This window comes from Caldanaerobacter subterraneus subsp. tengcongensis MB4, from assembly GCF_000007085.1.
Lineage (GTDB): Bacteria > Bacillota > Thermoanaerobacteria > Thermoanaerobacterales > Thermoanaerobacteraceae > Thermoanaerobacter > Thermoanaerobacter subterraneus.
Genome location: NC_003869.1, coordinates 1,041,675 through 1,067,473, shown reverse-complemented (window position 1 = coordinate 1,067,473; position 25,799 = coordinate 1,041,675). Strand labels below are relative to the sequence as shown.

Annotated in this window: 25 protein-coding genes and 3 pseudogenes; 2 read left to right on the top strand and 26 right to left on the bottom strand. The window is 36.0% G+C overall.

The window, feature by feature from the left end; genetic code table 11:
- Window positions 1-62: 62 nt before the first annotated feature.
- The 20 genes and pseudogenes from TTE_RS05120 to TTE_RS05035 all read right to left on the bottom strand — a co-directional run bounded on the left by TTE_RS05120 (window position 63) and on the right by TTE_RS05035 (window position 16,968).
- Window positions 63-1,667, bottom strand: a complete 1,605-nt coding sequence (locus tag TTE_RS05120; protein WP_011025426.1) for an amidohydrolase — start codon at window positions 1,665-1,667, stop codon at window positions 63-65.
- A 123-nt stretch (window positions 1,668-1,790) separates the two neighbouring features.
- A pseudogene (locus tag TTE_RS13770) lies at window positions 1,791-2,176 on the bottom strand (transposase); the annotation flags it as partial.
- Between the two features lie 665 nt (window positions 2,177-2,841).
- The gene (locus tag TTE_RS05115; protein WP_011025424.1) at window positions 2,842-3,228 is read right to left on the bottom strand and encodes a response regulator; all 387 of its coding nucleotides are present in this window, start codon (window positions 3,226-3,228) and stop codon (window positions 2,842-2,844) included.
- A gap of 654 nt (window positions 3,229-3,882) precedes the next feature.
- On the bottom strand, window positions 3,883-4,074 hold the full coding sequence (locus tag TTE_RS14610) for a helix-turn-helix domain-containing protein (RefSeq protein WP_011025423.1): 192 nt from the start codon (window positions 4,072-4,074) through the stop codon (window positions 3,883-3,885).
- 83 nt (window positions 4,075-4,157) lie between these two features.
- Window positions 4,158-4,355 (bottom strand): helix-turn-helix domain-containing protein, encoded by a 198-nt coding sequence (locus TTE_RS05105; RefSeq protein WP_011025422.1) that lies wholly within the window; start codon window positions 4,353-4,355, stop codon window positions 4,158-4,160.
- An 85-nt stretch (window positions 4,356-4,440) separates the two neighbouring features.
- Window positions 4,441-4,854 carry a type II toxin-antitoxin system VapC family toxin gene (locus TTE_RS05100; RefSeq protein WP_011025421.1) on the bottom strand — a complete coding sequence of 138 codons (414 nt, stop codon included), beginning with the start codon at window positions 4,852-4,854 and terminating at the stop codon, window positions 4,441-4,443.
- A complete protein-coding gene (locus TTE_RS05095) occupies window positions 4,838-5,089 on the bottom strand; it encodes a type II toxin-antitoxin system Phd/YefM family antitoxin (protein ID WP_011025420.1) in 252 nt (83 codons plus the stop codon). The genes TTE_RS05100 and TTE_RS05095 overlap by 17 nt, the downstream gene beginning before the upstream one ends.
- Window positions 5,090-5,789: 700 nt before the next feature.
- Complete coding sequence (locus TTE_RS13915; RefSeq protein ID WP_157858513.1) at window positions 5,790-5,999, bottom strand: hypothetical protein; 210 nt, start codon at window positions 5,997-5,999, stop codon at window positions 5,790-5,792.
- Window positions 6,000-6,130: 131 nt separating this feature from the next.
- Window positions 6,131-6,301: a methyl-accepting chemotaxis protein gene (locus TTE_RS14605; protein WP_407636726.1), complete on the bottom strand. Its 171-nt coding sequence runs from the start codon at window positions 6,299-6,301 to the stop codon at window positions 6,131-6,133.
- A gap of 325 nt (window positions 6,302-6,626) precedes the next feature.
- On the bottom strand, window positions 6,627-7,040 hold the full coding sequence (locus TTE_RS14200) for a methyl-accepting chemotaxis protein (protein WP_011025417.1): 414 nt from the start codon (window positions 7,038-7,040) through the stop codon (window positions 6,627-6,629).
- A gap of 62 nt (window positions 7,041-7,102) precedes the next feature.
- Window positions 7,103-8,452 carry an HD domain-containing protein gene (locus tag TTE_RS05080; protein ID WP_011025416.1) on the bottom strand — a complete coding sequence of 450 codons (1,350 nt, stop codon included), beginning with the start codon at window positions 8,450-8,452 and terminating at the stop codon, window positions 7,103-7,105.
- A 626-nt stretch (window positions 8,453-9,078) separates the two neighbouring features.
- Window positions 9,079-10,362, bottom strand: coding sequence for an IS110 family transposase (locus TTE_RS05075; RefSeq protein ID WP_011024548.1), 1,284 nt, complete (start codon window positions 10,360-10,362; stop codon window positions 9,079-9,081).
- A 187-nt stretch (window positions 10,363-10,549) separates the two neighbouring features.
- Window positions 10,550-11,953, bottom strand: a complete 1,404-nt coding sequence (locus TTE_RS05070; protein WP_011025025.1) for an ISLre2 family transposase — start codon at window positions 11,951-11,953, stop codon at window positions 10,550-10,552.
- A 121-nt stretch (window positions 11,954-12,074) separates the two neighbouring features.
- Window positions 12,075-12,800 (bottom strand): GGDEF domain-containing protein, encoded by a 726-nt coding sequence (locus TTE_RS05065; RefSeq protein WP_011025415.1) that lies wholly within the window; start codon window positions 12,798-12,800, stop codon window positions 12,075-12,077.
- A complete protein-coding gene (locus tag TTE_RS05060; protein ID WP_011025414.1) occupies window positions 12,800-13,429 on the bottom strand; it encodes a SpoIIE family protein phosphatase in 630 nt (209 codons plus the stop codon). The genes TTE_RS05065 and TTE_RS05060 overlap by 1 nt, the downstream gene beginning before the upstream one ends.
- A 6-nt stretch (window positions 13,430-13,435) precedes the next feature.
- Window positions 13,436-13,768 carry an ATP-binding protein gene (locus TTE_RS05055; protein ID WP_011025413.1) on the bottom strand — a complete coding sequence of 111 codons (333 nt, stop codon included), beginning with the start codon at window positions 13,766-13,768 and terminating at the stop codon, window positions 13,436-13,438.
- A complete protein-coding gene (locus tag TTE_RS05050) occupies window positions 13,765-14,199 on the bottom strand; it encodes an anti-sigma regulatory factor (protein WP_011025412.1) in 435 nt (144 codons plus the stop codon). Before TTE_RS05050 ends, TTE_RS05055 begins: the two co-directional genes overlap by 4 nt.
- A gap of 46 nt (window positions 14,200-14,245) precedes the next feature.
- Window positions 14,246-14,605: an STAS domain-containing protein gene (locus TTE_RS05045; RefSeq protein WP_035175192.1), complete on the bottom strand. Its 360-nt coding sequence runs from the start codon at window positions 14,603-14,605 to the stop codon at window positions 14,246-14,248.
- Window positions 14,595-15,329 (bottom strand): STAS domain-containing protein, encoded by a 735-nt coding sequence (locus tag TTE_RS05040; protein ID WP_011025410.1) that lies wholly within the window; start codon window positions 15,327-15,329, stop codon window positions 14,595-14,597. The genes TTE_RS05045 and TTE_RS05040 overlap by 11 nt, the downstream gene beginning before the upstream one ends.
- Before the next feature lie 355 nt (window positions 15,330-15,684).
- Entirely contained in the window at window positions 15,685-16,968 is a 1,284-nt protein-coding gene (locus tag TTE_RS05035) for an IS110 family transposase (RefSeq protein ID WP_011025409.1), read from the bottom strand.
- A gap of 530 nt (window positions 16,969-17,498) precedes the next feature.
- Here TTE_RS05035 and TTE_RS05030 point away from each other — a divergent pair.
- Window positions 17,499-18,742: pseudogene (locus TTE_RS05030) on the top strand (IS110 family transposase).
- Window positions 18,743-19,149: 407 nt separating this feature from the next.
- Window positions 19,150-19,471, top strand: a pseudogene (locus tag TTE_RS14190) (IS481 family transposase); the annotation flags it as partial.
- Window positions 19,472-19,523: 52 nt separating this feature from the next.
- On the opposite strand, the gene TTE_RS05025 reads toward TTE_RS14190, so the two are convergent.
- From TTE_RS05025 to TTE_RS05000, 6 genes are read right to left on the bottom strand one after another with little or no spacing between them, the layout of a single operon-like run.
- Window positions 19,524-20,474: an Hpt domain-containing protein gene (locus TTE_RS05025; RefSeq protein ID WP_022588100.1), complete on the bottom strand. Its 951-nt coding sequence runs from the start codon at window positions 20,472-20,474 to the stop codon at window positions 19,524-19,526.
- Between the two features lie 4 nt (window positions 20,475-20,478).
- The gene (locus tag TTE_RS05020; RefSeq protein WP_226990164.1) at window positions 20,479-22,944 is read right to left on the bottom strand and encodes a chemotaxis protein CheA; all 2,466 of its coding nucleotides are present in this window, start codon (window positions 22,942-22,944) and stop codon (window positions 20,479-20,481) included.
- Window positions 22,902-23,273, bottom strand: a complete 372-nt coding sequence (locus TTE_RS05015; RefSeq protein WP_102008942.1) for a response regulator — start codon at window positions 23,271-23,273, stop codon at window positions 22,902-22,904. The genes TTE_RS05020 and TTE_RS05015 overlap by 43 nt, the downstream gene beginning before the upstream one ends.
- A gap of 10 nt (window positions 23,274-23,283) precedes the next feature.
- On the bottom strand, window positions 23,284-24,102 hold the full coding sequence (locus TTE_RS05010; protein ID WP_011025405.1) for a CheR family methyltransferase: 819 nt from the start codon (window positions 24,100-24,102) through the stop codon (window positions 23,284-23,286).
- A 15-nt stretch (window positions 24,103-24,117) separates the two neighbouring features.
- A complete protein-coding gene (locus TTE_RS05005; RefSeq protein WP_011025404.1) occupies window positions 24,118-24,699 on the bottom strand; it encodes a HEAT repeat domain-containing protein in 582 nt (193 codons plus the stop codon).
- Window positions 24,677-25,780 (bottom strand): protein-glutamate methylesterase/protein-glutamine glutaminase, encoded by a 1,104-nt coding sequence (locus tag TTE_RS05000; protein ID WP_011025403.1) that lies wholly within the window; start codon window positions 25,778-25,780, stop codon window positions 24,677-24,679. The genes TTE_RS05005 and TTE_RS05000 overlap by 23 nt, the downstream gene beginning before the upstream one ends.
- Window positions 25,781-25,799 lie beyond the last annotated feature (19 nt).

Genomic DNA, 25,799 nt, shown 5'->3' with positions numbered 1-25,799 from the left:
TATTGCATCATAAATGTCTAACCAGAGGAATTTTACACAAAAATTTGGACCTGACCAAGGAATTAAAATACTCTCTTACCTCCAACATAGGTTTCCAAGATTTTTATTCCTTTCAGTTCATTTTCCTCGACTTCAAAGGGATCTCTATCAACGACTATGAAGTCCGCCAGCTTTCTTTCTTCGAGAGTTCCCAGATTGACCTCTTCGAACATTATGTAGGCAGAACCAAACGTGTAGGCATAGAGAGCTTCTTCTAATGTTAAGCACTCCTCTTTACTGTCTTCATAATAGGGCACATTTTCGTATTTTCCTCTAGTTACCGCTGCATAAACTGTCTCCCATGGGTTAAGGACCTCAACAGGGCAATCGGTTCCAAAGCCAATGCTTACATCATTCTCAAGCATACTCTTAAATGGATAAATCCACTTAACCCTTTCATCTCCAACCCTGCTCTTTGCCCACCAGTCAGTTATTACAAAGCGTGGCTGTACTGAAGCTACCACTCCAAGTCTTGCTATTCTCTTGATTTGGTCCTTTCTCAAAATCGACGCATGCTCTATCCTGTGCCTTCCATTCTTAATATCTCCAAGATTCTCGTAAGCGTCGAGGATCATATCTATTGTTTTATCCCCGATTCCGTGAATCGCCAATTGCAGTCCAGCTTCATGTGCTTCTTTAATAAGCTCTTTTAATGTTTTCTTATCAATGTTTGGATAACCGCTTGTAGATGGTTCATCACTATACGGTTTGGAAAGCCAGGCAGTTCTAGCCCCTAAGCTCCCATCGGCAAGAATTTTAATCCCATTAATCTTGAGCTTCTCATCTCCAAACCCTCTCTTAGTTCCAAGCTTTTTGAGTGACTCTAAAATATCTTTGTTCCCGTACATTCCCTTATTGCTCACTTCTCTTCTGCCCGGCTCTAGATAAACTATAACTCTTATTAAGAAGTTCACTTTTTCTTTTAGTCTGCTAAGTCCTTGTATCGATTTCTCATCACAACTTACAAAGCCTACTGTAGTTACCCCCTGGGAGGCAGCAAAGCTCATTGCATTTTTAAAGAACTTTTCATAATCTTCTAAAGTCAAGGTTTCCTTGAATTTCTCTCTCGCAAGTTCAAATGCCTCTTCTTCAACTATCCCAGTAGGTTCTCCATCCTCGTTCTTTATTACTCCAGGAGAGTCAATTTCTAAAAGTCCAGTGAGTTTCATTGCCTTAGTGTTAAGAACACCTGCATGTAAGCAAACTCTTGAAAGCATAACAGGCCTATCTTTTACAACTTCGTCTAAATCCCATCTTGTTGGCCAGCTCTTTTCCTCAAATAGTTCTTGATCCCAACCATGCCCGATAACCCAAGTAGTTTGCGCTTTTTCGGCATAATCCCCGATTTTCTTCTTCAGCTCCTTTATGCTTCTAACCCCTCTTAAGTCAACCATATTCAGGTACATTCCTAGTTCGTCAAGATGCATGTGGGAGTCTATAAAGCCTGGTAGAACGGTTTTGCCTTCCAAATCAACTACTTCCCCATTTAGAAATTTTACAATCTCCTTTGCTTTTTCATTTTCTCCTGCATAGACCACTCGTTCATTTACCACTACTAACGCATTTACGATCTTCTTTGGATTAAAACGTGTATAAATCTTTCCATTTACAAACCCTACAACATCCATACTTCATCCCTCCATTGTTGGGTATAGAATTGAAATATTGAAAAAGGTATTGAAAGGGTTCATCCTTATGTCCCTGCTTTTCGCTCGGTATCTTCTTTTGAGAAATGCTGCTCTTCAAATTCTTTCAATGAGCTTTTCTGACCTTTTCATGCCTACCCTGTTATTAGTGGCTTTCTTTAGCTTCCCTGCTATTTCTTCTTTGCTCAGTTTAAGGATTATGCTGGGAAATGGACAGTTCCTCAATACCCATAAGGCTATTTTCCCCCACAAATTCTTGAATACTTCTTCAAATTCAGGAAAGTATTCGTCTAATATTGCAATAATTTTATTCTTTACACTGTTTAAGTTTCTTTATTAACTGCTTCCTTGCAACTGAAAGGTTTCTTAAATCTGCATATGTGTTTTGAGGTAAAAGACAGTTTAGAAATTTCCCTTTCTTTTATTAGTCTTGCAATTATTAACGCGTCCTTTCTATCGTTTTTTGATGGGCTGTTGCCTTCTTCTTCTTTCCCTAAGGAAAAACATTTGCAGGAATAAAATTTTTAGAATGCCTATTGTGATATAACTATGTGATTCATCAATATCAGTGTCAATAGCAGATTAAAATGACCCATTTTCAACGGTTTTTAAATTGACCCACCCTGCGTTTTACCTGTTTCTCGTGCAATTGCCTAGATCCTTTTGCCTTTTACAAAGTTCAATTTCCCAGCCTGTATTGTTTATTTCTACATATTTCTTCAAATTCCTTCTTTTAAGAAAGATAAAAAATAAAAAGTACCTATCTGGTACTCAGACTGTTGACAAAATAAAGAAGTGGCATTTTGTGTGTAAATGCGACTTGTTGTCAAAGCGGTAACTAAACTTGGCGAACTTGAGGAGCGAAGGCGGGGCGAGCAAAGCGAGCGGCCACCTGAGCCTGAAAGGCGAATTGGCCGAGTACCTATCTGGTACTATGAATATCTTTTTAAGTCCAATTGCTTTTATTTTTCCTCTTTTTCTTTATCATCTTCCTGAGATGAATTTGATTCTCCCTTCATCAAGCTTTCTTTTGCAAAATTGATAAGTTCCTCTTCATCTTTCCCATTATCAGGATATGTACTTATGGCATAACGCCAGCTGCCACGCAGTTCGCCCTAAATCTTTTTCACTACAACTTCCGCGCCTTTTCTTCCCGTCACAGGAAGAACAAGCACCAGAGTATTTTCGTTAATTTCAAATACCGCACTATATCGCGAAGTTTACTTCTTATCTTCTCTGCTATTTTTGAAATTTGACCTGCAATTTTTCCTTCGCAATGTGCCAGAACCAGCGAGAGATTGACATTATCTCTTCTGGCACGGTTTACTTCTTTTTTCAGCAGGTCTTTAAGTTCGGGATAGCGATCTTCTTTTTTGACACTCCCTACTAATTTTACTACCCGCTTCACAAGTTCTTCTGCTTTAAAGGGTTTAACAAGATAATCCACTGCACCGGCTTCCACTGCCCGTCTAATTGAGGGTACGGTAGCATCTATGCTCAAAATTATCACAGGAATGTGTCTGTACTTTTCCTCTGATTTCAAGTTCCGAATAAATTCAAAGCCATTCTGATCTGGTAGATTGATGTCTGCAATTGTTAGTACTGAGTCTACACAACCAGTTAACCAACTTGGGTTCTATTTCAAATTCCTCTGCAAAGACTTTGCCTTCTATAAAAAGCGTCACATATCTAAAGTGTACCAGAAGACGTAGATTGCTGTCGTGAATTGCTTTCGTTGTTATTAAATGCCGGCACTGTAGGAGAAATAAGTTTTGATTTTGACACAAAGTATTTATTAATACAAGCAGCTGCCACCTGAAGGATAGGTTAAGAACTGGCCTATATGGTAACCTGCATATCAAGACTTAATTTTAAAAAGCTTGGTGGAGCAATTTAAAATCGTTGAAAATGGGTCAATTTAAATCCGCTATTGACACGCGTTAATTTAAGTCTTTTTAATGTTTTTTTAACGTTATTGCATTACTAACTGCATTACTACATTACCATGAAATCAGCACGCTATTTGCAAAGTCTCTTTCTTATCTAAAACTCGCAGCAAAATAGTAAAACTCCCAATCAATATCAAAAAAATTTCCAACATAATAAAAACAGGGCTAAACTACAGGTTTATTTATTATCTACTAACGTTGAAAGACTATTTTATATTTTATCATGTTACTTTTTATTCTTTTATTTTTTATGTTTGTCGATTTTTAGCTAATTCTTTTTCCCACCACCGTTGTAGTACCTCTTCATCCAGAAGGATACGGCTTCCTAGGCGTACATGAGGTATCTTTTTTTGTCTCACAAGAACATAAATCATTTCTTGTGATATTGTGCCACCAAAAAATTCTTGTGCTGCCTGTTTTACAGTGAGGATCTTGGACATTTCTTCTACCCTTTTGCAAAATTATTTTTCAAAAGCGTTTAATCATTCTGGTTTTAAATAAAAAAGAAGCTTTTTTAAATCGTTTATTTCTTTTTTATCTTTTGCTCTATCCTTTGTTTTCCCATAAGCCACTTTTCTAAAGCTTTTTTAGGAATGAGTATTTTACCCTTTTTTCCTTTACCCTGGGTCCGATTATGGGGAAGTACTCCACGGTAAACCATACAATAAATAACATCCCTTGATACCCCTAATGCTTCTGCAGCTTCTTTTATAGGATTCATCGCATTCTTCTTTCCGTTCTAATTTTTATCGATAAAAAAGAGGCGGTTGCTCCACCTCTTGTATGTGTTAATTCTTAATTTATTTTTATTTTCTAACAATTCTCAAAAATTCCTCCGGGGTAACAATCTTAACTATCTTGTCAGTAAATTCTATCTTGTCTCTAGTTACAATATAATCAACTTTTCTTCGTTTCCCACTTTGAAACATAGCAGCATCTTCAAAATCTGTGTTCTTCATCTTTAAAGCTTTTATAATATCTGTTTTAGTAGTACTTATTATTTCTACAAGTTTAAGATATTCTGACAACATAAGCACTCTTTCTTCTTGACTTTTGTATCTTCTCATAATATAGTAAATATCTGTAACTGACGAAGCAGTTATACAAGCTTTTATTTTATCGTCTTTAACCATTTCTAATATTCTACTAGCTGGTTCAAAAAATGGTTCTCTTTTGAGTAAAAAATCGAGAGAAATGTTTGTATCAAGTAGCACTATCATATTTGTTCAGTCTCTCCTCTCTTGCTGCTTTCAAATCAATTTCTTCGGTAACTGGTTTACTCTTTTTTATCATTTCTAAAAGCCTATCATAAGCAATTTCTTTCTCATTTTTTGATACAGCTGTAAGCTTTGCTACAGGCTTTCCGTTTTTTAAAATTAAAATGTCCTCCTTTTCTGAGAGTTTTAGAAACTTTCCTACATTGTTTTTAAATTCTGTGGAACTAACCTGCATCATCTTTGAACACCCCCGTGTATTGCCTATAATTATTATACTATATTTTAGCTGTTTTGTGCTACAATAATTTTAGCTATAATAATTTACTTCATTCCGTATATAAAAACGGTTTTCATTCTTTAAAAACCTCTAAATTAATGTTGAAAATTTTATAACTGCAGTAAATTCAAGTACTATTTATTAATTCTATAATTTCTTTTATTTCACTATTTTTTCTTGACTTTGTCAGTTCGAAACCCAAAAGGCTTGGAAATACAGGTATTGACAAAAAATGGGCGTGAAATTTGCCACTACATTATTTTCATATGCTAATTAATGCCACTTTATCAATGTCAAACTTTATCTTGGAATTTTGGGAGCTATACTGTTTGAGAAATTTACCTATCTCAAGCTCTTCCCAAAGTTTTCTATACACAATATATCCCCAGTTTTTAATAATCCCTTCTGAAACATCTTATGGAAAAAGCTTGATGGAACCTGTTTCTTCACTGGAGCTTAAAAATATTTTTTGCAATTTATCTACAAGATTAATGAAAGAGGGGTCATTTTTGAATACTTTTTCTCTCCCTTATCTTTTGTTCTTCCATATGAAGATAAAAAACTACGGAATCCTTTTTATTACACGGGATTCCGTAGAGTTTGTCTACAGTCTGAGGCAGTAATAATCAGTCATTACTACCTAACACAATTTTAGTTTAATTTAAACTTTAAATTTATCTACCACATTTGCTAAGCGTATAGCCATTGAATGTAAGTTCTGTGCTATTGCAGCCACTTCTTCTGATGATGCTGAAAGTTCTTCTGATGAAGCGGCCACTTCTTCTGATGCCGCAGAGTTCTCTTGTGTTACGGCACTTACTGATTCTACTTTAGATAATATTTCATCTTTAGATTTTACTATTTCATCCATTCCTTTATAAGTCTTATCCATAAATGGTGCTATGTTTTCAACCGATTCTAAAATTTTGCCAAATGCCTCAACAGTGTTTTCTACTACATTTGTTTGAGATTTTATAAAGTTATCTACTTCATTTGATGTTTTTATTCAATTATTTCGTTGGTTGATTTTTTAGATTCTTCCGCAAGCTTTCTAACTTCTTCAGCAACCACTGCAAATCCTCTTTCAGCTTCTCCAGCCCTGGCTGCTTCGATAGTCGTATTTAATGCTAGAAGGTTTGTTTGTTCTGATATTGATGTTATTACATTGGTTATGTTGCTAATTTCCTTAATTGATTTTGTAAGATTATTAATCTTTGATATAACTATATTGACTTAACAAGCTTGTCCATCTCTTTTTTACCATTGTTAGCCCTATCTGCTGTATTGCCTGTTTCATTTTTAACGTTTTGAAGTTCTTTATAGACATTTTCTACATTTCGAGTTAAACCATGTATTAAACCTACTATATCCTGGAGATCATTTGCCTGAGCAGTTACTCCTTCTGCGACTTCTTGTATAGTCTTTGCTAGTTCTTGCGAAGATGATGCTAATTCTTCTGATACTGCTGATAAGTTTTCTGAATTTGCTCTTAAAGTTTCTACATTTTTTTAACTGTTCTTATTGCTTCTTTTATATTTTCAATTACGGTTTTTAATGATCTATTCATTTCAGTAAATTCGTTTTTACCCTCATCATCAGTTTCAGCTGTAAAATCATATTTTGATAATCTCTCAGCAAGAATGTTGACTTGCTTAATAGAATTTCTCAGTAATCTTGTTATTGCAAGTGCCGTTATTACGGATATTGCTGTAAGTAAAATAGAGACTACTAAAAAAATTACTTTTGATTTTGAATATGCTAAATTTGCTTTATCTACAACATTTGCTGCAGTTTCAGCATTTAATTTGACTAAAGCTTCTATATTATTTTGTGTATTTGATGTAAGTTCAACAAGCTTTGCTATTTCTTGAGCATTAATAGTTGTATTAGATTTAAGTTTTTCTAAAAGCATCTGAGCATTTTCAATATATGCATTATAAATAGTAACTCAACACACCTATATTATTTTGCACTTTACAACTTCCTGCTATTGAAAAATCCAGTGTAAATGTCCATTTCAATTTCCTGATTGTAAGATGGAAAACTACTTTCTTCCTTCACATAAATTCTGGTACCGTTTATCTTCATCAATACTTTAGAACCTCTGCGAGTAATCCCAGCTGAAAGACCATCAATTAATCTGAAAAATCTGTACATTGGCAATAGAACCTCAGGGAAGTCGGAGGGCAGTTCGTTTTCAAGATGATGATGATACTTTATCAAATAATACACCTTATCGTCTATATTATATAACGCCTTGCTTAAATCAGCGCTTCGAAATGCATGAAAATAACCCTTTTCAAACACTTCTTTCGGATTTACTATATCTCCTATCTTCAAGTCCGGCTGTACTTTCCCAATATCATGCAGAACAGCTGCCTGTACAAGTGCATTCTTATCCATCCCAGGCAATTCCATCAGACCTTGTCTAAAAGCATCTGCAATTAATTTAAGCATGTTTACCACGTGCCTGAAACCACCATTTCTGATTATACCGGTTATCTTCACCATGCCTGTAGTTTCATCGTACTCATCCATATACTCTGGAATGGATTTTAATCGTGTCTCTATGCGCTGGTCCGGAAGCATAATCGAAAATGCCGTTTCCACTTCATTTTGACTACTTCTCAGTTTTTGCATCATATTGTATTCCGCTGTTATATCGGTAAATGTAACTAAAAAGTCATTTGTCTCACCTAAAATATTCGTACTCATCCTATAATAGGTTCCTGCCTTGGTTGTTAATATTTTTCCTCGATTATCGTTAATCATTTTTCTTATTTCTTCAACTTCTATTGGATTTTCGGATATTATTTCCATCGCAAGCTTATTCGCCCGTATGATTTCACCAATCTCCGAAACCAGCGCTACTCCAAAAGGTAAGAGGTCTATCACCATCCCTATTAAGCGTTCCAGCCCTTCCCTTTTTTCCTTTTCATCACTACGCGACTTTGCAAGTTCCTCAATTAAATTTTCAAGAGAAAGTCTAGCTATTACTCCTCCATTTGTGCTGGTAAATAACCGACAGTCTTTGTGTGTAATTACACTTTTGACAAGATCCTCTATATTCATGGTCGCTTCCACTTTATCTTCGTCTTTTATCAAGATAGCAACATCTTTAGCCTTAAACTTTGAAGCTTCATCTCCCATGAGAAACCATTTTAGCACTCCGTTATAGTCAATGTACCCCTTTGCGCCGTCTTCTTTTTCTACGATAACCACGCCTTCTTTACTTTCAAGCATTACTCTTGCAACTTCTCTTAAATCGGCATCTTGTGAAACTACAGGTAAATTAATATATCGGCCTATAGTTATATTTTCCATCAAATTACACTCCTCTAATCTTTTTGTTTGTTCAGATGGCTATAGAAAACAAGCCTGTTCTTGCCTTTTGTTTTAGCCGCATACAGCGCTGCATCTGCAAATTTTACGATCTCCTCCCTCTATTATCTTTTATTTTCTCTTAATATCTTAGTTTTTCTTTAATTTTCTCATCACAACAAGAGCATCTCATGGCTTATATTACCATTTCTTACTTATCTAACCATTAAATGGGTAAGCTTAATAAACCTCATATCCTATTTCCATATTATGGCGGGATAGCTCCACTTATCTCATGGGGTTTACCCTCCCATGTCTCACTGGATCTTAGTCCTTAATTCCTTCGTTCTACCTGCCATGAGGTGGATGTCATTTCTGCTCCATTGCAGGGTCTTTGCCCGTATGGTGATTATTTTTATGACAATTCCCGCTCTTGTTGTCAATATCCCATCTCTTGATTGGTTGTTTTTGTCTTATTCCTTCTTTTACCTTTTATGTCACATCGTTCACACTTTCGCTTTTCATAAAAATCAATTTCTTCTTAAGGGTCAGCTCTTTAGATGTGACTAAGTTAAAGCTGAAGAGAAGATGATTAACCCTTAATTGATTTGATAGTATGTTGGCACTTTTTATGCAGCTTCCTGTAAGCCTGGCCTCTTTATGTCCTTCATCATCTTGATTGGGTCATATTTTACTCCTTTCTTTAATATGACATAAAATATCCTTATCAGTTTGTTGCACAATACTATTAGTGATTGCTTCTTTTTTAGCGGGTTTTGCGCTCTGGTGGTGTAATATTTGTGTAGTTCACGAAATTCTTCGTTTTTTGCGACCAAGGCCATTACTGCATTAAATAGCACACTCCTCAATCGCTTCCTCCCTCTTTTACTTATTGTCGTTTCTCCTTTATGCTTACCAGAGCTATTTTCTATTAGGTTTAATCCCCCTAGTTTTTGTATCTGTTTTGGATGTTCATATTTTTCAATATCTCCTACTTCTGCAATAAAACCTGCTACTGTGTTTACTCCTATCCCTTTGATTTCTAGTAGTTCTTTAACCCCTGGTATCTCAACTATTAATTCTTCCATCTTCTTCTCTATTTCTTCAATTTGTTTTTTTAAAAATTCGTATTGTTCAATGAGAGTCTTTATCTCGTATTCCGCCATCTTTATGCCCTGCTTCTTCCCTATGCTCTCCTTAGCAGTTTCTATCAGCTTTATAGCCCTTTTTTCTCCTACCCCTCTTTGTACTTCTTTCTTCCATATCGATATTATTTCTTCAGCACTCTTTTTTGCTATCTTCTCAGGCGTTGGAAATTCTCTTAATGTGATAAGTGCTGCTTTCCCTTCCCAGTCTGAAAATACGGTGTTAAACTCTGGAAAGTATATGTCCAACCATCTTGTTATTTGATTTTTTGTCATCCCTATTTGTTTGTTCAACCTGTCTTTTATGCCCATCGCTACCCTTAATTCTGCATATACTCCTTCAGGTATTATCGGCTCTACATATCTCCCGTCTTTTACTAGCATTGCTATTGTTTTTGGGTCTTTCTTATCGCTTTTTGTGGGAGAATTGTCATCTAATTCTTTGCTCATCTTTACATGAAATGGATTAACCAATACTACCTTTATGTTATTGTCTTTAAGGTATTGGGCAAAACACAGCCAATATTGCCCTGTCGGTTCTATCCCTACTATTAGTTTGTTTTTCTTATGTCTCTCCATCAAGTCTTTTGCCCAGTTAAGAAATTTTGTCATACCTTCTCTATTGTTTTCAAATCTCAGGTATTTCCCATATTCTACTCCTCTGTAGTCAAATGCTCTGGCATAATGGCTTTCTTTTGCTATGTCTACTCCCGCAATTAATGTGTCTCCCGTTACTTGCAAAATCTTTTCATTTTGTTTATACTTCATTTTAGGTACCTCCTGTTTATTTTGATAATTCGAGGTAAGTTCTTAAACTTACACTCTGTATTTTATCAGGAGGTACTTATTTTTTCAAAGTCCATTCTCCCTTATGATAGTGTCAAGATACTGTAGGATTTTTTTAAGACAACCCCTGAAACTTAGTTAATTTCAGCCTTCAACTTATCATGCTTTTTTATATAACTTGTGCATATTTTAATGCTCTTAAAACCCTATATATTGGCGTTACTTTCCCTATATTCAAAACTGTAATATTGTTTATCTTTTCATTTGTAGACGTTTTAACTCTCCTTACCGCTTCTTTTATTTGCTTCTTCGTTAATTTGTAACTTCCTGCATTTATATTCTTTTTCTTGCCCCATTCTACTTCTCTTAAGTCTCCTCCATTCTTGCTAAATACCCTTAATTTCGCCATTAGTTTTAATCCTTCTCTGCTCCACCCTAATGGATTCCTGCTTAGTCTTGCTGAAAATACATGGCTTATATGTCCTTCTGCACTGCACCCTATTACATCTTCGTCTTCGTTGTATATTTTTATCCCTTCCCAATTGTTTAGTATGTATTTCTTTGCTTCTTTTATCTTCTCTTTCTCTCTCTCTTCCTCTGCTGCCTTTATTAACTCATCAAATACCTTCTTTACTCTTTCTTTATCCCCTTCATTTATTGCTCTCCATATCTTATCCCTATACTTTGGCTCTTTTGATGTAGCTTTTAATACGTATTTGTTTAAATGATATCTGTCTAGTACAAACCTTGATTTTAATATCCATTTTAATCCCTCTTTTATCCACGGTGCCCCATCTCCTGCTATGTATATCTTCTCTATCTTCTCTTCTTTGTAATTGTCTTCTATGTAATTTGCTACATCTATCCATATGTCTTCAGGTTTCTCTCCTACATATGCTTTGTAATAGACATTCTTCAGTACGTTCCTTCCGTTTTTCTCTTCTCTACCTTCATGTATGTATACTAATCGTGGAGTTTCATCTCTCCCGTCCTGTAAAGGTACATGGTCCTCGTCTGCCTCTATGTATAAAACCCTTACTTCTTTCTTTTCTTTTATTTCTCTCTTTACTTCTACTTCCCCTATTTCCCTTATTGCATTTAATACCGTCTGTTTACTTAACTCCTCTGGACATGCTTTTTTACTACTTCTCTCATATGATTCTTCTATTGCGTTTTCTACTAACTTTATCTTTACTCCCTTTTCTATCCTATCGTGCCGTCCTATCTCTAATGCATCATCCACCAAATATGTATATCTCCCATCCTCTTTAGATTTGTAATATGTCCTCTCATATTCAATATCCCCAAGGACTGTCGTTAATCTCTTTTTATCTTTCCTCTCTACTACCCATTTTTCTTTCCTTCTCTTGTCTTCTTTTATTATCCTATCTAACTCTTCAATAATTGCTTCTATTGCCCCTCTACCTAGTTTGTCCGTGAGTTCCTTTATCCTTGCTACAAGCTCTGTAATATTCATTCCTTTGTTTAACAAATCACCAAAAATTTCTACTACTTCCTCAGTGAAATTTAGAGCATTTTGTAGTATAATATCCTCAAAGATATGTTTTTTCACAAGAGACACCCCTTTCTGTGATGTTTTGTTTCCAAGTTCTATTTTATCACAGGGGTTGTCTCTTGTTTTTTTCACTCAAAAAATCCTACGATAATTTTACACTATGCACCCTCCTTATTTTTTATTCATTACAGGAATGCTCCATACTTAAAGGACGATCATCCGGATATACTGCCGCACCTATGCTGGCAGTAGCTTTAATCTTGGCTTCTGTAAAAATCCCTTCCTCTATTTTTTTCCTTACCCTTTCAAGAGCTTTTTTGGCACCCTCAATTTCTGTTTCTGGCAGCAATATGAGAAATTCCTCGCCTCCATACCTCATAACCACATCTTTATCCCTGAGGCAAGCTTTTATAACAGTGCTCACTTCTTTCAACAACTCGTCGCCGATCAGATGTCCGTATTTATCATTAACATGTTTAAAATCGTCCAAATCAAGCATGGCTACTGTAAGAGGTGTTTTGGTCATATTTGTATTCAGCCAAACTTTCGAAAGAATTCTATCAATAGCCAATCTATTGTAGAGCCCTGTCAATGGATCTCTTTCTACACTCTCTTTCAGAGAAAGGAGTAAAGCGTCTGTTGCTATAAGTATCTGGGCCAGAAATTCTGTGGCTCTTTCAATGTAAATCCACTGTACCATATCGTTATCCTGCTTTATATTAAGAACGTCTTTCAGAACTTGATTATGAATATCTAAAATATTTGCGGCTTGAGCTGAAGAATCGTCCAATAATTTTATAAGGTGCTGGTATGCCTCAAACAGTATCTCATCCTGTCCGCCTTTTAAAATGTATTCTGAAAGGTAATTTTTATATTCCATCATAAAACCTTTGAGATTTGTCATTACCCCATTTCCCCCCTTGCTACTAGTACGGTAGCATCATCTTCTTTTATGCTGAATTCCTTTATTATTTTTAAAGCAACGTCTCTAGGACTTAATGTTCTTATCCAATCCATATCAGGCGATGGAATAAACTGATTCTTTATTCCATCGGTACAGACCACTAATGTAGAATGAAGCAATGATATCGGTTCTTTAAATATTTTTAGGCTGATCGGCATCCTACCAATAACACCGCTCACTCCCATTGTTCTCCTTACAGTCCCAGCATCGACAATCCAAGCCTTTATATTGCCCACGTTTATATATTCTATCATAGATTCAGAAACCAGAGCAACAAAAGCAACGCAGCCCCGCGTACCCCTTACAAGCCTTTCAAGATCCGCATATATCTTATCTATATTTCCTTCGGTTGAATTCTTTACGTAAAGTTCGATAACTTTTGCAACTTCGTACGCCTTTCTTCCGTGGCCCAAGACATCCGCTACAAATAACATATATTTTTCGCCCATCTTCTTCCACACACATACATCTCCGCTCTCTTCCTCAAGATAATGCGGTTTTGATGCCGTCCCGACTTGCAAAACAAAATTCTTCCCCTTTTGGTTAGATGCTTTAAGAGTAGCTTTCACTCTTGTTCACCCGCCAGGTTTTCGCTCGATTTCAAACTCATTGCTACTTTTTTTTACCACTTCAAGTCCTATTCCAAGTCCTCCGGCCGGCCTTTTTTCGCCGTTATCCACGTCAGCTTTTCCTATGTCTTCAGCCACGAGACATAAACCATCTTCCTTTAACTTTACCTCTATAAAACCTTTTTTACCGTATTTCAAAATATTAGTGGCCAGTTCTCTGGCCACGAGCAAAGCGGAAGGAATATCTATATTGAATTTTTCCATAAATTTCTTGAGACGGTATTCGAGAATAAAAAGATCAGCTTTAACAGCAATATCAACCTCCAGCTTTTCTGTCAAAACACGCGCCTCCTTTTTTCAACAATAACAACCGTTCCCTTTCCAACTTCAGATTCAATATGAAAGCTGTCCATAAGTCTTCTAATTCCTGCAAGACCCAACCCCAGGCTTCTTTCCGAAGTCGTATATCCTCCGCTTATGGCTAGTTCCACATTTTCTATCCCAGGTCCCCTGTCGCACGCCAAAATCTCTATGGCGGGCGCTTTTTCTGAACCTCCTTCTTTTTTCCTGATGTAAATATATCCTTCTTTTGCGTATCTGTATATATTTCTTGCCAGTTCCGACACGGCCGTAGCTATTTTGGTAACATCCGCCAGAGAAAAATCCATTTTCTGTGCAAAATTTTTCGCCATCTGCCTTGATACCGCAATATCGCTTTCATCTTTTATCTTCAATACTATATCGTAATCCTGGGGATTCACTTCTATCACCTAGTATCACCCCTTTAAAAGCAAAAAAGCATCAAAAAAGTATCTCTTATTCCAATTTATCAAGAATATTTATAGCATCCTCAAGGCTCTGGGCAGTGATTATGTCTTTCAGTTTGATGCCCATCTGGGATAGCGTAAGCGCTACCTGAGGTTGAATTCCGCATATAACGACATAGCATCCCATAGCCTTAGCCATGCCAGCCGTTTCCGAAAGAACAAAAGATATATAGCTATCGATTACATCGACCATACTAACATCGATTATTATTCCCCGAACTTCCTTCTCATGTATCTCATGGAGTATCTGCATCTGCAGTCTCTCAACTGTATTGTCATCAAGTTCAATTTGTATTGGAACAAGTAGATAATCATAAAGCTTAATGGTTGGCACTACTTTATTCTTCATAGTCGCTCCCTCTTTTTTGTCCATATCTTCCTCCTCTGTTATCAGATGTTATCTCAATTGCATGTTTAAGAGCGCTTTCCAAGTCTCTTTTTATAATTACCATATTGAAATCGACACCCAGCTTTACAAGAGTATGAGCTATCTCCGGCTTTATACCTGTCAGAATTACGTCACTGCCAAGCAATTTTACTGCGTTAAACATTTCTATTAAAAATCCCCCGACAATCGTATCGATCATTGGCACTCCTGTCACATCCACAATAACCACCTTTGCCCTAGTACTTGCTGTTCTTTCAAGAAGTTTTTCAGCCATGCTCTGTGCTCGGTGGCTATCAAGTGTACCAATAAGAGGTACCAGGAGTACATCACGCCATATCCTTATTATAGGGGTTGCGAGTTCGGCAAGTACGTGTCCCAGCTCTCTTATGCGCATCTCCTTATCATTTTTTATCTCGTCCAATACTTCGATTACGACCTTTAACATTTCTGGAAGGGGGAACCCTTCAATTCTGGCATTCAAAAGCTCCATCCCTCTTACCAGAGCACTTACATCAATAAAATTCAGCAAATTTTTGAGAGGTTCTTTTATCCTTCCTTTCATATCCTCACTGCCAAAGGCATCTGCGAGACTAATCAAAAAATCCTCCCATTCTTTTTTAGTATTATCTGATTCTGCTATTTCTTCTACAAGCGTTTTTAAATTATAAATAATAGTCTCTTTCACCGTACCCACTCCTATCTCAATATTTTGTAATTAGCTCAATCAAGCTTGAAAAATCTCATTTTTTCACTAAATTTGAGCTCTTTTTACCTTTTTCAAATAAAGCCTTTTTAAAACAACACAACACCTCCCTTAGGCAACTTATTTCACGGTTGCCTTTTATTAGCATATTTTTATGTTTTTTTACTTAGCCCTCGGCTACCCTATCATGTCTCTCAGGGTCATGCCCTTAATTACATTCCTTCCTCCTGCCTTTGAGGGCTTTTGGGGAGCTTCTTACTCGTATTCAGGGTCTTGCCCTTATGGGGGGTACTACAGCTTCCCCAACCTTATTTGCTCTAAATTGATTTGTTGCCCCCTAGGCTACTAATTCCTTTATTTGCTTCATACGATATTCTCCAAGTACTTTTTGTGAATCGTATTTTTCTTTCTTCTTAGCAAGCGTAAACATAACTCTTATGAGTTTTATTGAAATCGCAATTAATGCTTGTTTCTTCTCTAAAGGATTTTCTCGCCTTCTTAAAAAGTAGTTGTAAAGTGCTTTAAATTCTTTGTTTTTGGCTACTAATGTCAGGCTTGCTTTGTATAGAAGATTTCTTAACTCAGGACGCCCTCTCTTTGATATCTTGGTCTTCCCCCTGTGTTTCCCTGATTGGTTATCCGTTATGTTTAATCCCCCAAGTTTCTGGATTTGTTTATAGTGTGTGTATTTCCCTATGTCCCCTACTTCTGCTAAAAATCCTGCTACTGTTATTACTCCTATGCCTGGAATGCTTAACAGATATTCTGCTATGTCTATTTTTTTGAGCAGTTCTTCCATAGCTTTTTCTATGGTTTCTAATTGTGTTTTTAAAAATTCTAATTCATCAAGGTAAATGTTTAAACGTATTTGTGCCCCTTTTATCCCTTCTTTTACACCTATTGACTTTTTTGCTGCTTCAATGAGCTTTTCTGCCCTTTTCATGCCTACCCTGTTATTAGTGGCTTTCTTTAGCTGTTCTGCTATTTCTTCTTTGCTCAGTTTAAGTATTATGCTGGGAAATGGACAGTTCCTCAATATCCATAAGGCTGCTTTCCCCCACAAATTCTTGAATACTTCTTCAAATTCAGGAAAGTATTCGTCTAATATTGCAATAATTTTATTCTTTACACTGTTTAGTTTCTTTATTAACTGCTTTCTTGCAACTGAAAGGTTTCTTAAATCTGCATATGTGTTTTGAGGTAAAAGACAGTTTACAAATTTCCCTTCTTTTATTAGTCTTGCAATTATTAACGCGTCCTTTCTATCGTTTTTTGATGGACTGTTGTCCTCCTCTTCTTTCCTTTGTTTTACGTGATATGGGTTTACTATCACTACTGTATATCCTTTTTCTTTTAAAAACCATGCAAGTGGCTTCCAATAATGACCGCTTGGTTCGAAACCTATTAATATTTTTGTTGCTTTCGATTTTTCTTTGGCTTCAAGTATTTTGGATACTAGACGTTCATATCCATCTATGCTATTATTAAATTTGAAGGGTTTTATTACTTCAAGTCCTATGTGATTTATTATTCTTGCATAATGGGTCTTTTTAGCTACATCGACCCCGACAAAAATTATATCAGAACTGTGGACTAAAAGTAGTTTTTGTACTTTGTTCATGTGTATCACCCTCCTGGTTATTGTTTTTCCTTTTCACTTTCTTTTTTACCAGGAGGGTTTTATTTTTGCAAAGGCTGTTTTAATTTATTACAGGAATGCTCGTATAATATGATTGTAATCCACATTAAAAATTTAATAATAAACACACAAATTAAATCCTTAAAAACCATTTTTACCCTGGTAAAACAATCTCATAATTAAATTTCTCATTTTTATTTAAATGGTCCTTTGTCTCTGATAAACTTAAAAGTAGAAGGTCCCTTTTAAGTTTACTGAGGTATTTTTGACTCACTCCTGTGGCATGCTGGTAAAGCAGCATTACCACTCGGCAAAGACTGAACCTCTGGAGTTATTTGAGTAATACATACTCGTTTGTTGTGCCTCTTTAGCTTATCTGTCCATCGCTTGAGCATCGATGGTCAGGCACCCTATAAGCTAAATCTGAGCACTAATCACGGCGAGGGTGTATTACAAAAACTTAAGAGACAAAGGACCTTCAAAAAACTTTTTGCAAAAAGGAGCGTGAATTTATCCATGAGCTCTACACTTATTGTGGGCATGATATCTCTAGCGAATTAAATGCTGCTTCCTTTATTGATGAGGCCGGTAACCGCTTAGTTAAAAAAGCTTTATTCTTCCCCAATGATTTAGATGGCGCTCAGCAGCTTATAGATTTCACTATCTCTCTTGCTCAACAGTTCAATATTTCATCCATTAAATTTGGCATGGAAGCTACTTCACACTATGCCTGGCATTTGCATACTTTCCTGGCTTCTTCTCCTGAACTTGCTCCCTTTAATCCTCTATTCTACGTCATCAATCCTTCTATCATTAAATCTTTCAAGGGTGCTTATATCCATCTCCCTAAAACAGATTCTGTTGACGCAACTGTTATCGCTGAATGTGTTAGATTTGGTCAAGTCAAACCAACTCCGCTGCCAGATTTAAGATACGCTGCACTGCAAAGACTCACTCGCATGCGTTATCATATTGTCCGCAGTCTGGTCCGCGAAAAAAATCGCGCCCTAAACCTTATTTCCTTCAAGTTCTCAACCTATCCTTCAGAGTGCCCTTTTAGCAACATATTTGGTAAAGCTTCCTTAGCTATCATTGAAAATTTTACTCCTGATGATATTGCTTCCATGCCTCTTGATAACCTTATCGACTTTATTGTGAAAAACGGCAATAACAGACTCTCAGACCCTACTCAAATCGCCAAAACTTTAAAAGCTGCTGCTAACAGAGCTTACAGGCTTCACCCTGATCTTGCTGAAGCAAACGACTTAGCTCTTTCTATGACACTTGAAAATATTCGCTTCCTTGAATCCCAACTTAAAAAGCTTGACGGCAAGTTTAAAGACAGCTTAAAGCTTTTAATCAAACTCTAACTACTATCCCCGGCATTGGGGACGTCCTTGCTGCTGGTATCATCGCCGAAATTGGAGATATCAAAAGGTTTAATAATGAAGCTGCTCTTGCCAAGTATGCCGGCCTCATCTGGAATAAATACCAGTCTGGTAATTTCAATGCCCAGGATACTTCTTTGGTTAAGTGTGGTGATCAGTACCTGCGATACTATCTTGTTGAAGCCGCTAACTGTGTTAGGGTGCACACAGTGAGGTTTAAAGAGTACTACAACAAGAAGTATCGCGAGGTACCTAAACACCAACATAAACGTGCCCTCGTCTTAACTGCTAGAAGATTAATCCCTCTGATCTTTGCAATGCTCAGCAAAGGTCAAATATATCAAGAAAGAGGTGTTGTTAGTATTTAAATACTCTTTTGTTAAAAATTAATAAAGAACTCTATTTTGGAACTTCCAATTCCATTTATTGGCATGTTGGAAGAAGGGTATTTTTTTGTCTTTTTGCCCTTTAAATGCCTCAAAAATTTTTTAATTACCCCCTTGACATTTTACCGTTTGTCTTTGTTATTTTACTTTTACTTATTCCAATTAATATATTTTAACCAATCTTTTTCATTATGGTTATTCCAACAGAACCAATCTCTCTGGTTTTTCTTAAAATTCCGTCAATTATTAGAAAACTCCACTCATATACTAAAATACGACCAGCCATATTATCTCTTTCATTATAGATAGGTTTGTATCTATTGTCAATTATCATAACCAGTAGAAATTCTCGTAATACAAAAACAGTGAAGAAAACATTATATCAGCCGATAAATATTATAACATACAATGACCTTAAAAAAATATCCCCTGAAAAAACTAGAGAAGTTGTAAACAGCAAAAATATTGAGTATCTCAAGTCACACTGTTCGTAGAGCCATTAATGGGTCCTTTACATGATAAATTAAGAAAACTTAAAAAATCCTCCCAGAAAAACTTCTTCTGAATTAGAAAATCTTATCATCTCTGAAGCAAAAAAAAACTGTCTTTAGATATAGCTGTTTATTTTCGTACTTTTATAGAAAATATAGCTTAAAAGTAAGCAGAAATACAATAAAGTCTATCCTTAAAAGAAACTACTGTTGGCAAAAATAAAAAAACAAAAAAGGAGAAAGAAGTCTTTATGATGGGAGTAATAGAAAATTCATTCACATAGTGCAAATTGTGGCCTTATCCCCATTAAATTAAGCATTTTTGCCACATTGCCTCTAGTTGTTTTATAATAAATTTCTTTATTTTCTCTATATGCAGCAAGTATAAGCTGCAATAATGCAAAACTCATCTTGGATTTTTCTTCAAATTCGAGCTCTACCGCGTTAGCTTTCATCATAACTTCTTTTAAATGCATAATATCTTCTATTTTATTCTGCGTACTTATATTTATTTTGACAACGTCTTTGCTTCTATAGTCCTGCTTCACCTCTACGTTAACAACATCTGGTATATTTTGTAACTTCCAGACTACATCTTCGATTTTTAGCCGACTTTCCAATATTGCCGTTATCTTTTCACCTACAACTTCTTCTCTTTGTAGCATATCAACAGAAGGTTCAAAACTTATCACATTTCCCATTTCCTCAATATATTTTTCAATTATAAGAGCCCGTGCATTTTTCATTATGCAATCCTTGCTTATTTCAACTGATATTTCCAAAATATTGTTATTTACCTGGTTTTCTTTTTTTTCAACCTCTATGTTCTTACCATTATTATTGGCATTCATTTGTTTAAAACTATCTATAGCGTTAATCAACTCTTCTAGTATATAGCTATCATAGTTTTCTCCTTTTATAGATGCTGACACCATTTCTTTCAAAGTATCAAAACTTTTAAACAGTACATCTATCAAATAGTCATCTATGCCAAATTCACCCTTCCTCAGCTTGTCAAAAAGATTTTCTAATCTGTGGCAAAAATCTGCCACCATGCTGAAACCCATTGTAGCTGAGGAACCTTTTATTGTATGTATAATCCTAAAAATTTCATTTAAAATTTCTGCTTGGTTGGTATTTTTCTCTATTTCCAAAAAAAGCTGTTCCAATCTTGAAAGCTGTTCTTCCGTCTCCTCAACATAGGCATCAAGATAGTCCAACATCACTTTAAATGCCTCCTCCTAATTTTTCAGGATTTAGAACAAGAACAATATCCCCATCTCCCAATATAGCCGCACCCAAAAAATATACTGAAGATAGTTCCTCCGGAAGTGGCCTTATAATGATCTCCTGCTCACCAATAAATTCATCTACCATCACCGCCACGCCATTATTTAGTACAACAAGTGAATATTCTGTATCAAATTTTTCTTCCGCATCATTTTGAAGTCCCATAAATTCCTTTAGTCTCAAAAGTGGCATTATTTCTCCCCTCAATACTACTACTTCTTTTCCTTTCATCTTTCTTATATCCTCAGCCTTTATTTTTACTAGTTCTCCTACACTTTCAAGGGGCAAGGCATAACGGCGCTCTTTCAAAGTAAATAACAGCACCCTGGATGTTACCATTGTCACAGGCAGTTCCAGGTATACAGAAGTACCTACTCCCGCTTTACTCATCAAACGCACATTACCACCCAGTCTTCTCACTGTATCACGCACGACATCCATTCCCACACCTCTACCAGACAACTCCGTTACGTCATCTGAAGTACTAAAACCAGGTATAAACAGAAGTTCCAAAACAGCGTGTTCATCCATCGTCGCTCCTTTTTCAGCAGATACAAAACCTTTTTGAACTGCCTTCGCTTTTACTACCTCAGTATCGATGCCACGTCCATCATCTCTGACCTCAATAATAACCTTATCTCCTATTTTTTGTGCCTTTAGAACCAACAAACCTTCTTCGGATTTTCCCTTTTTTAACCGTTCTTCTGGTTTCTCAATTCCGTGATCGATTGCATTCCTTATAATGTGTAACATTGGATCATAAAGCGCCGTTACAATATTCTTGTCTATCTGGGTTTCCTCCCCCTCGGTAACAAGACGTACCTTCTTGTCAAGTTTTCTGCTAATCTCGCGAATCATTCTGGGAAAACGATCAAATATATATTTTATTGGAAGAAGTCTCAAGCTCATTACTATGTCCTGTAAGTCATTTCCTATCCTCTTTAACAAAACCTGCTTATCTTTTAATTCTTTTGTTACATCTGTTGATCCATATTCCATTTCGATTTTTTTTATCATAAACGAAAGTCCATTATTGACTGCAACCAGTTCTCCTACTAACTTCATAAGCTCATCGATTTTAGTCTGGTCTACTTTCAGCGTCTTCGTAGTTTCGATTTCTGAAAAACCTTTATTGTTCGTCATATCTCTGGAAATACTTTCATTATACTCTTGCAAGATTTTCTCTTCACCTTGTTTAATTTCACGCCTTTCTATTTCTTCATTCTCAGTTCTTGCTGCATAAACTCCCCTATCTTTAGACTCATTTTCCTGCAATTTTTTGTCGTTGTTTATTATAAGATTCACAAGATTTACAAATCTTTCTGGTAATTTGATTTTGTTTGTTTTAATCATTTTAACTAAATTTCCACTTTTTGTAACCCAACCCATGTATTCTGCTATCCTTTGAAGCACATTTATAACCATGTTTCCTCTCCAGCGCCGGTCTTCTGGCGTCTCTGCAATCTTATAGAACTCCTCCTGCTGTGAAATTATCATATCCATGACTTCTTGTACCTTGTCTTCTCCAGCCGACATAGCTGATAAAGAATCGCCTTTCGATGTCGTAAATTTTTCAATTGCATCAGGAAATACCGGTGACACAAGTACCTTTACATCAGTATCTGTTCCTATTACTTTATACAGTGTATCTTCTATTTCTTGGGCATTTTTATCAGATATCAATACAAAAGTCAAAGATATATAAGGGATAGAAGGATCAAGCTCTTCTAGTAAAGGTAATTTTCGCGTATCAGCATCAATATGTGTAACCTCTCCAATTTCTTTTAATTTGTCAAAAAATTCCGTTACATCAATTTCTACAGCTTTTGTACCTACTACTTGAAGTAGTATTTCATAAACATTTTCGCTTTTTTGTATTAATTCATTTAAAAAAATCTTTTTGTCTTTGGAAATAGTGCGTAACATGTCGTCTGTATGTATCACAGAAGCTTGAGGCATTTTATCCATTTCATCCAAAAACTCTGATATTCTGCCTTCAAATTCTTTTAGCTCCGGCGCTTTTAATGTCTCAAGTCCTTCTTTTTCAGCGTTTTCAACTAAACTTATTATCCTCTCAAAAGAATCCAGTAAAAAATCACTTATCTCCGTATCGAGAAATTTCTCTTTTTGTGCTATTTCCTTAATCAGTTTTATTAAACTTTCTATAAAAGAACTCAGTTTATTAAAATCATAGGACTTGCATAATTGCAATAACTCACTCAATCTGCTTAAAATTTCTTCAGCTGCTTTATCTTTCTCATAAGCATCTTCTAACCCAAGCACAAAAAAGCCTATATTGTCAAGCAATTTTTTTGCATTCTTTATAAATCCATTGGATTCATTCTTCATTTCAGTCATCCCTACCTTATCCCTGTAAGCATTTTTGCAGAAAGTTGCAAGCATATCGGATCAACCGGTTTTTCTAAATAAAGATTTGCCCCAACTCGAAACGCTTCTAAATAGTCATTTTCTCCTGATTCTGTAGATATAACAATCACTGGCACAAAACCATGAAGCTCTTGTTCTCTTATCTGCCGTATCAACTCGTATCCATGCATTTTGGGCATATTCACATCAACTAATAAAAGGTCAAATTTTTTTGCAAGATACTTTTCTAAAGCCTCATAACCGTTGGCAGCTTCTTCGACCTCAAAGCCAACATTCCGAAGTATCGAGCCATGAAAACCACGCACTGCCGCAGAATCATCCACAATTAATACGCTGGGATTCACTCTTTTCACCTCATTTCTGGTACACAAACGCATTTTTAAATTTTCGCAGTTTAAAGATGGGTGTAATACGGCTCATTGACTCTGAATGGCCTAAAAATATATAACCTCCTTCTACAAGAGCTTCATAAAAATAAATTGCTACTTGCCTTCGAGATGCATCATCAAAATAAATGAGTACATTTCTGCAAAAAATCACATCAAAATTCCTCATTTTTCGCATTTCCACTGCATCCATTAAATTTAACTGAAAAAATATAATTTTTTCTTTAAGGTCTGGTATTACCTCATAAAAATCTCCTTTTTTATATAAATAGCGCTTTTTATACTCTTCTGGTACAAGTCGAACAGCTCTTTGTGAATATAATCCTCTCTCGGCTTTTTGTAAAACCTCAGTGTTTATATCTGTTGCATAAATTTCCCAGTCTATATCATCTACATCTTCAAGCATTTCCTTCATAATTATGGCAAGTGTATACGGTTCTTCTCCCGTGGAGCAACCTGCAGACCAGATTCTGATTTTTCGGCTGTTTTCTTTACGTTTTCTCTCCAAAATTTCAGGCAAAACTTCTTCTGCAAAACATTTCAATTGGTAATATTCTCTAAAAAAATATGTTTCATTGATTGTTAAAGCATTAAGCAATTGTTGAAGTTCTCGACCCGTTACATCAAATCGCAGCCAAGTAAAATAGCTCCTAAAATTTTCATATCCGGTAGCCTCCATCCGGCTTTCTACCCTGTTTTTTACATAATACATTTTTTGCTCCTCAAAATATATTCCTGTTTTCCGGTAGATAAAATCTCTTAACTTGATGAATTCCTCAGCTGTCACTTGTACACCTCATTTCTATCCTCCCAATTTTTTTAGCGCAACTTCTCCAACATATTGAAAAAAAGGACTAGAAAATCGATTTAAAGCTTGCTTTATTGCCTTTTTGTCCTCATCACTACCGCCAATCTCGCCTAAGTATTCAACTGCTGCCGCCACAACATTTTCTTCTTCATCTTCCTCTACAACTTTTCTTAAAATCATGACAGCTTCTTTCAATTGTCCTTCTCCTATAGCATTAACCACTAGCTGTCGCACATCTTTGTCAGGATGCATTATCATTCTTTCAAAAACCTCAAGAGCCGAATCCCCTATGGTTGCCAATATTTCTACTCCAACATTCCTAAGATAAGCATCATCGCTTTTAAGTAACTCTACAGCAAGCTCTGCAACATTTTCGTTTCCTATTTTTATAAGAGAACTTACTATTGATTCTTGTACTGCTCTACTTGTCTCTATACAAAGTTGCTCCACCAAGGCTTTTACTACCTCCTTGCTTTTAAAATTCCCCAAATCGAGTGCTGCCGCGATGCGTTCGCTTTCATTTCTGCCGTTCTTCATTAGCCTGATTAATTCATTAATATTCTGAGGTTCTTGCATACTCATTCACCTTCTTTAACAAGATATCACTTATCTTATAAGCAGGTGCCACTATCTCAGCTCCACCACGCTCTACAGCTGCTCTTGGCATACCATATACTATAGCAGTTTCTTGTGATTCTGCAATAGTTAATCCACCTCGTTTTCTTATTTCAACCATCATATCTGCACCGTCGTCACCCATACCCGTCAAAAGTATACCTATAATATTCCGGCCATCTACATTTTCAAGTACCGATTTCATGGTAACATTAATAGAAGGCTTATAAAGTGTCTCTTCAGGCTTCTGAGTTAATCTAGTAATAAGCTTAGAACTTCTTGAATCTCTTTCCACCACAAGGTGCCATCCACCTTTTGCAATGATAACTGTTCCAGGTTCTATAAACGCTTTGTCTTCCGCTTCCTTTACCTTTAAATTGCAGCTTTGATCTAGACGTTGAGCAAAAGATTGGGTAAAACCTGGCGGCATGTGCTGAACTACCAACACAGCTGCCGGAAAATCTGAAGGAAGATAAGGTAAAATTTCCATCAATGTTTTCGGTCCCCCTGTAGAAACTCCAATTACTACCACAATTTCTTTTTTAGAAATTTTATTTTCATATACTTTCCTAGTTACTTCCTGATTTCTACGTTTCAATAACTTTTTAAAGTTTCTTGAAGAACTTAGTAGCTCCTTATTAGATAAGGCAGCTATCCTCACTTTTGATACAATTTCGTCTGCAAGCTGCTTTATTCCCAGCGAAACTGTGCCTCCTGGTTTTGCCACAAAATCAACAGCTCCAAGTTCGAGAGCTTCAAATGTGGTTAAAGCTCCTTCTGTAGAAAGAGATGAAATAATTACAACAGGACATGGCGCAAGAGACATTATGTACTGCAGCGCAGTAAGCCCATCCATTACTGGCATATTTATATCAAGAGTTATCACATCAGGGCGAAGTTCTACTGCCTTCTTTACTGCCTCATTGCCATCACGAGCGGTATCAATTACTTCCATGTCTTCCTCATTTTCAAGTATATCCTTTAAACACCTCCGCATAAAAGCAGAGTCATCCACTACGAGTACGCGAATTTTTTTCTTCATAATTAACACTTCTCTCCTA

Bases quoted from the DNA above. Each gene is read 5' to 3' on its own strand.
- TTE_RS05120 (WP_011025426.1), bottom strand. From the start codon at position 1,667: ATGGATGTTGTAGGGTTTGTAAATGGAAAGATTTATACACGTTTTAAT.
- TTE_RS14610 (WP_011025423.1), bottom strand. From the start codon at position 4,074: ATGTCCAAGATCCTCACTGTAAAACAGGCAGCACAAGAATTTTTTGGT.
- TTE_RS05105 (WP_011025422.1), bottom strand. From the start codon at position 4,355: ATGAATCCTATAAAAGAAGCTGCAGAAGCATTAGGGGTATCAAGGGAT.
- TTE_RS05100 (WP_011025421.1), bottom strand. From the start codon at position 4,854: ATGATAGTGCTACTTGATACAAACATTTCTCTCGATTTTTTACTCAAA.
- TTE_RS05095 (WP_011025420.1), bottom strand. From the start codon at position 5,089: ATGATGCAGGTTAGTTCCACAGAATTTAAAAACAATGTAGGAAAGTTT.
- TTE_RS13915 (WP_157858513.1), bottom strand. From the start codon at position 5,999: ATGGATGAAATAGTAAAATCTAAAGATGAAATATTATCTAAAGTAGAA.
- TTE_RS14200 (WP_011025417.1), bottom strand. From the start codon at position 7,040: ATGCTTTTAGAAAAACTTAAATCTAATACAACTATTAATGCTCAAGAA.
- TTE_RS05080 (WP_011025416.1), bottom strand. From the start codon at position 8,452: ATGGAAAATATAACTATAGGCCGATATATTAATTTACCTGTAGTTTCA.
- TTE_RS05075 (WP_011024548.1), bottom strand. From the start codon at position 10,362: ATGAAGTATAAACAAAATGAAAAGATTTTGCAAGTAACGGGAGACACA.
- TTE_RS05065 (WP_011025415.1), bottom strand. From the start codon at position 12,800: ATGACAAATCTCAAAGGTTTTATGATGGAATATAAAAATTACCTTTCA.
- TTE_RS05045 (WP_035175192.1), bottom strand. From the start codon at position 14,605: ATGAAGAATAAAGTAGTGCCAACCATTAAGCTTTATGATTATCTACTT.
- TTE_RS05035 (WP_011025409.1), bottom strand. From the start codon at position 16,968: ATGAACAAAGTACAAAAACTACTTTTAGTCCACAGTTCTGATATAATT.
- TTE_RS05025 (WP_022588100.1), bottom strand. From the start codon at position 20,474: ATGTTGGACTATCTTGATGCCTATGTTGAGGAGACGGAAGAACAGCTT.
- TTE_RS05020 (WP_226990164.1), bottom strand. From the start codon at position 22,944: ATGCTTGCAACTTTCTGCAAAAATGCTTACAGGGATAAGGTAGGGATG.
- TTE_RS05005 (WP_011025404.1), bottom strand. From the start codon at position 24,699: ATGCAAGAACCTCAGAATATTAATGAATTAATCAGGCTAATGAAGAAC.
- TTE_RS05000 (WP_011025403.1), bottom strand. From the start codon at position 25,780: ATGAAGAAAAAAATTCGCGTACTCGTAGTGGATGACTCTGCTTTTATG.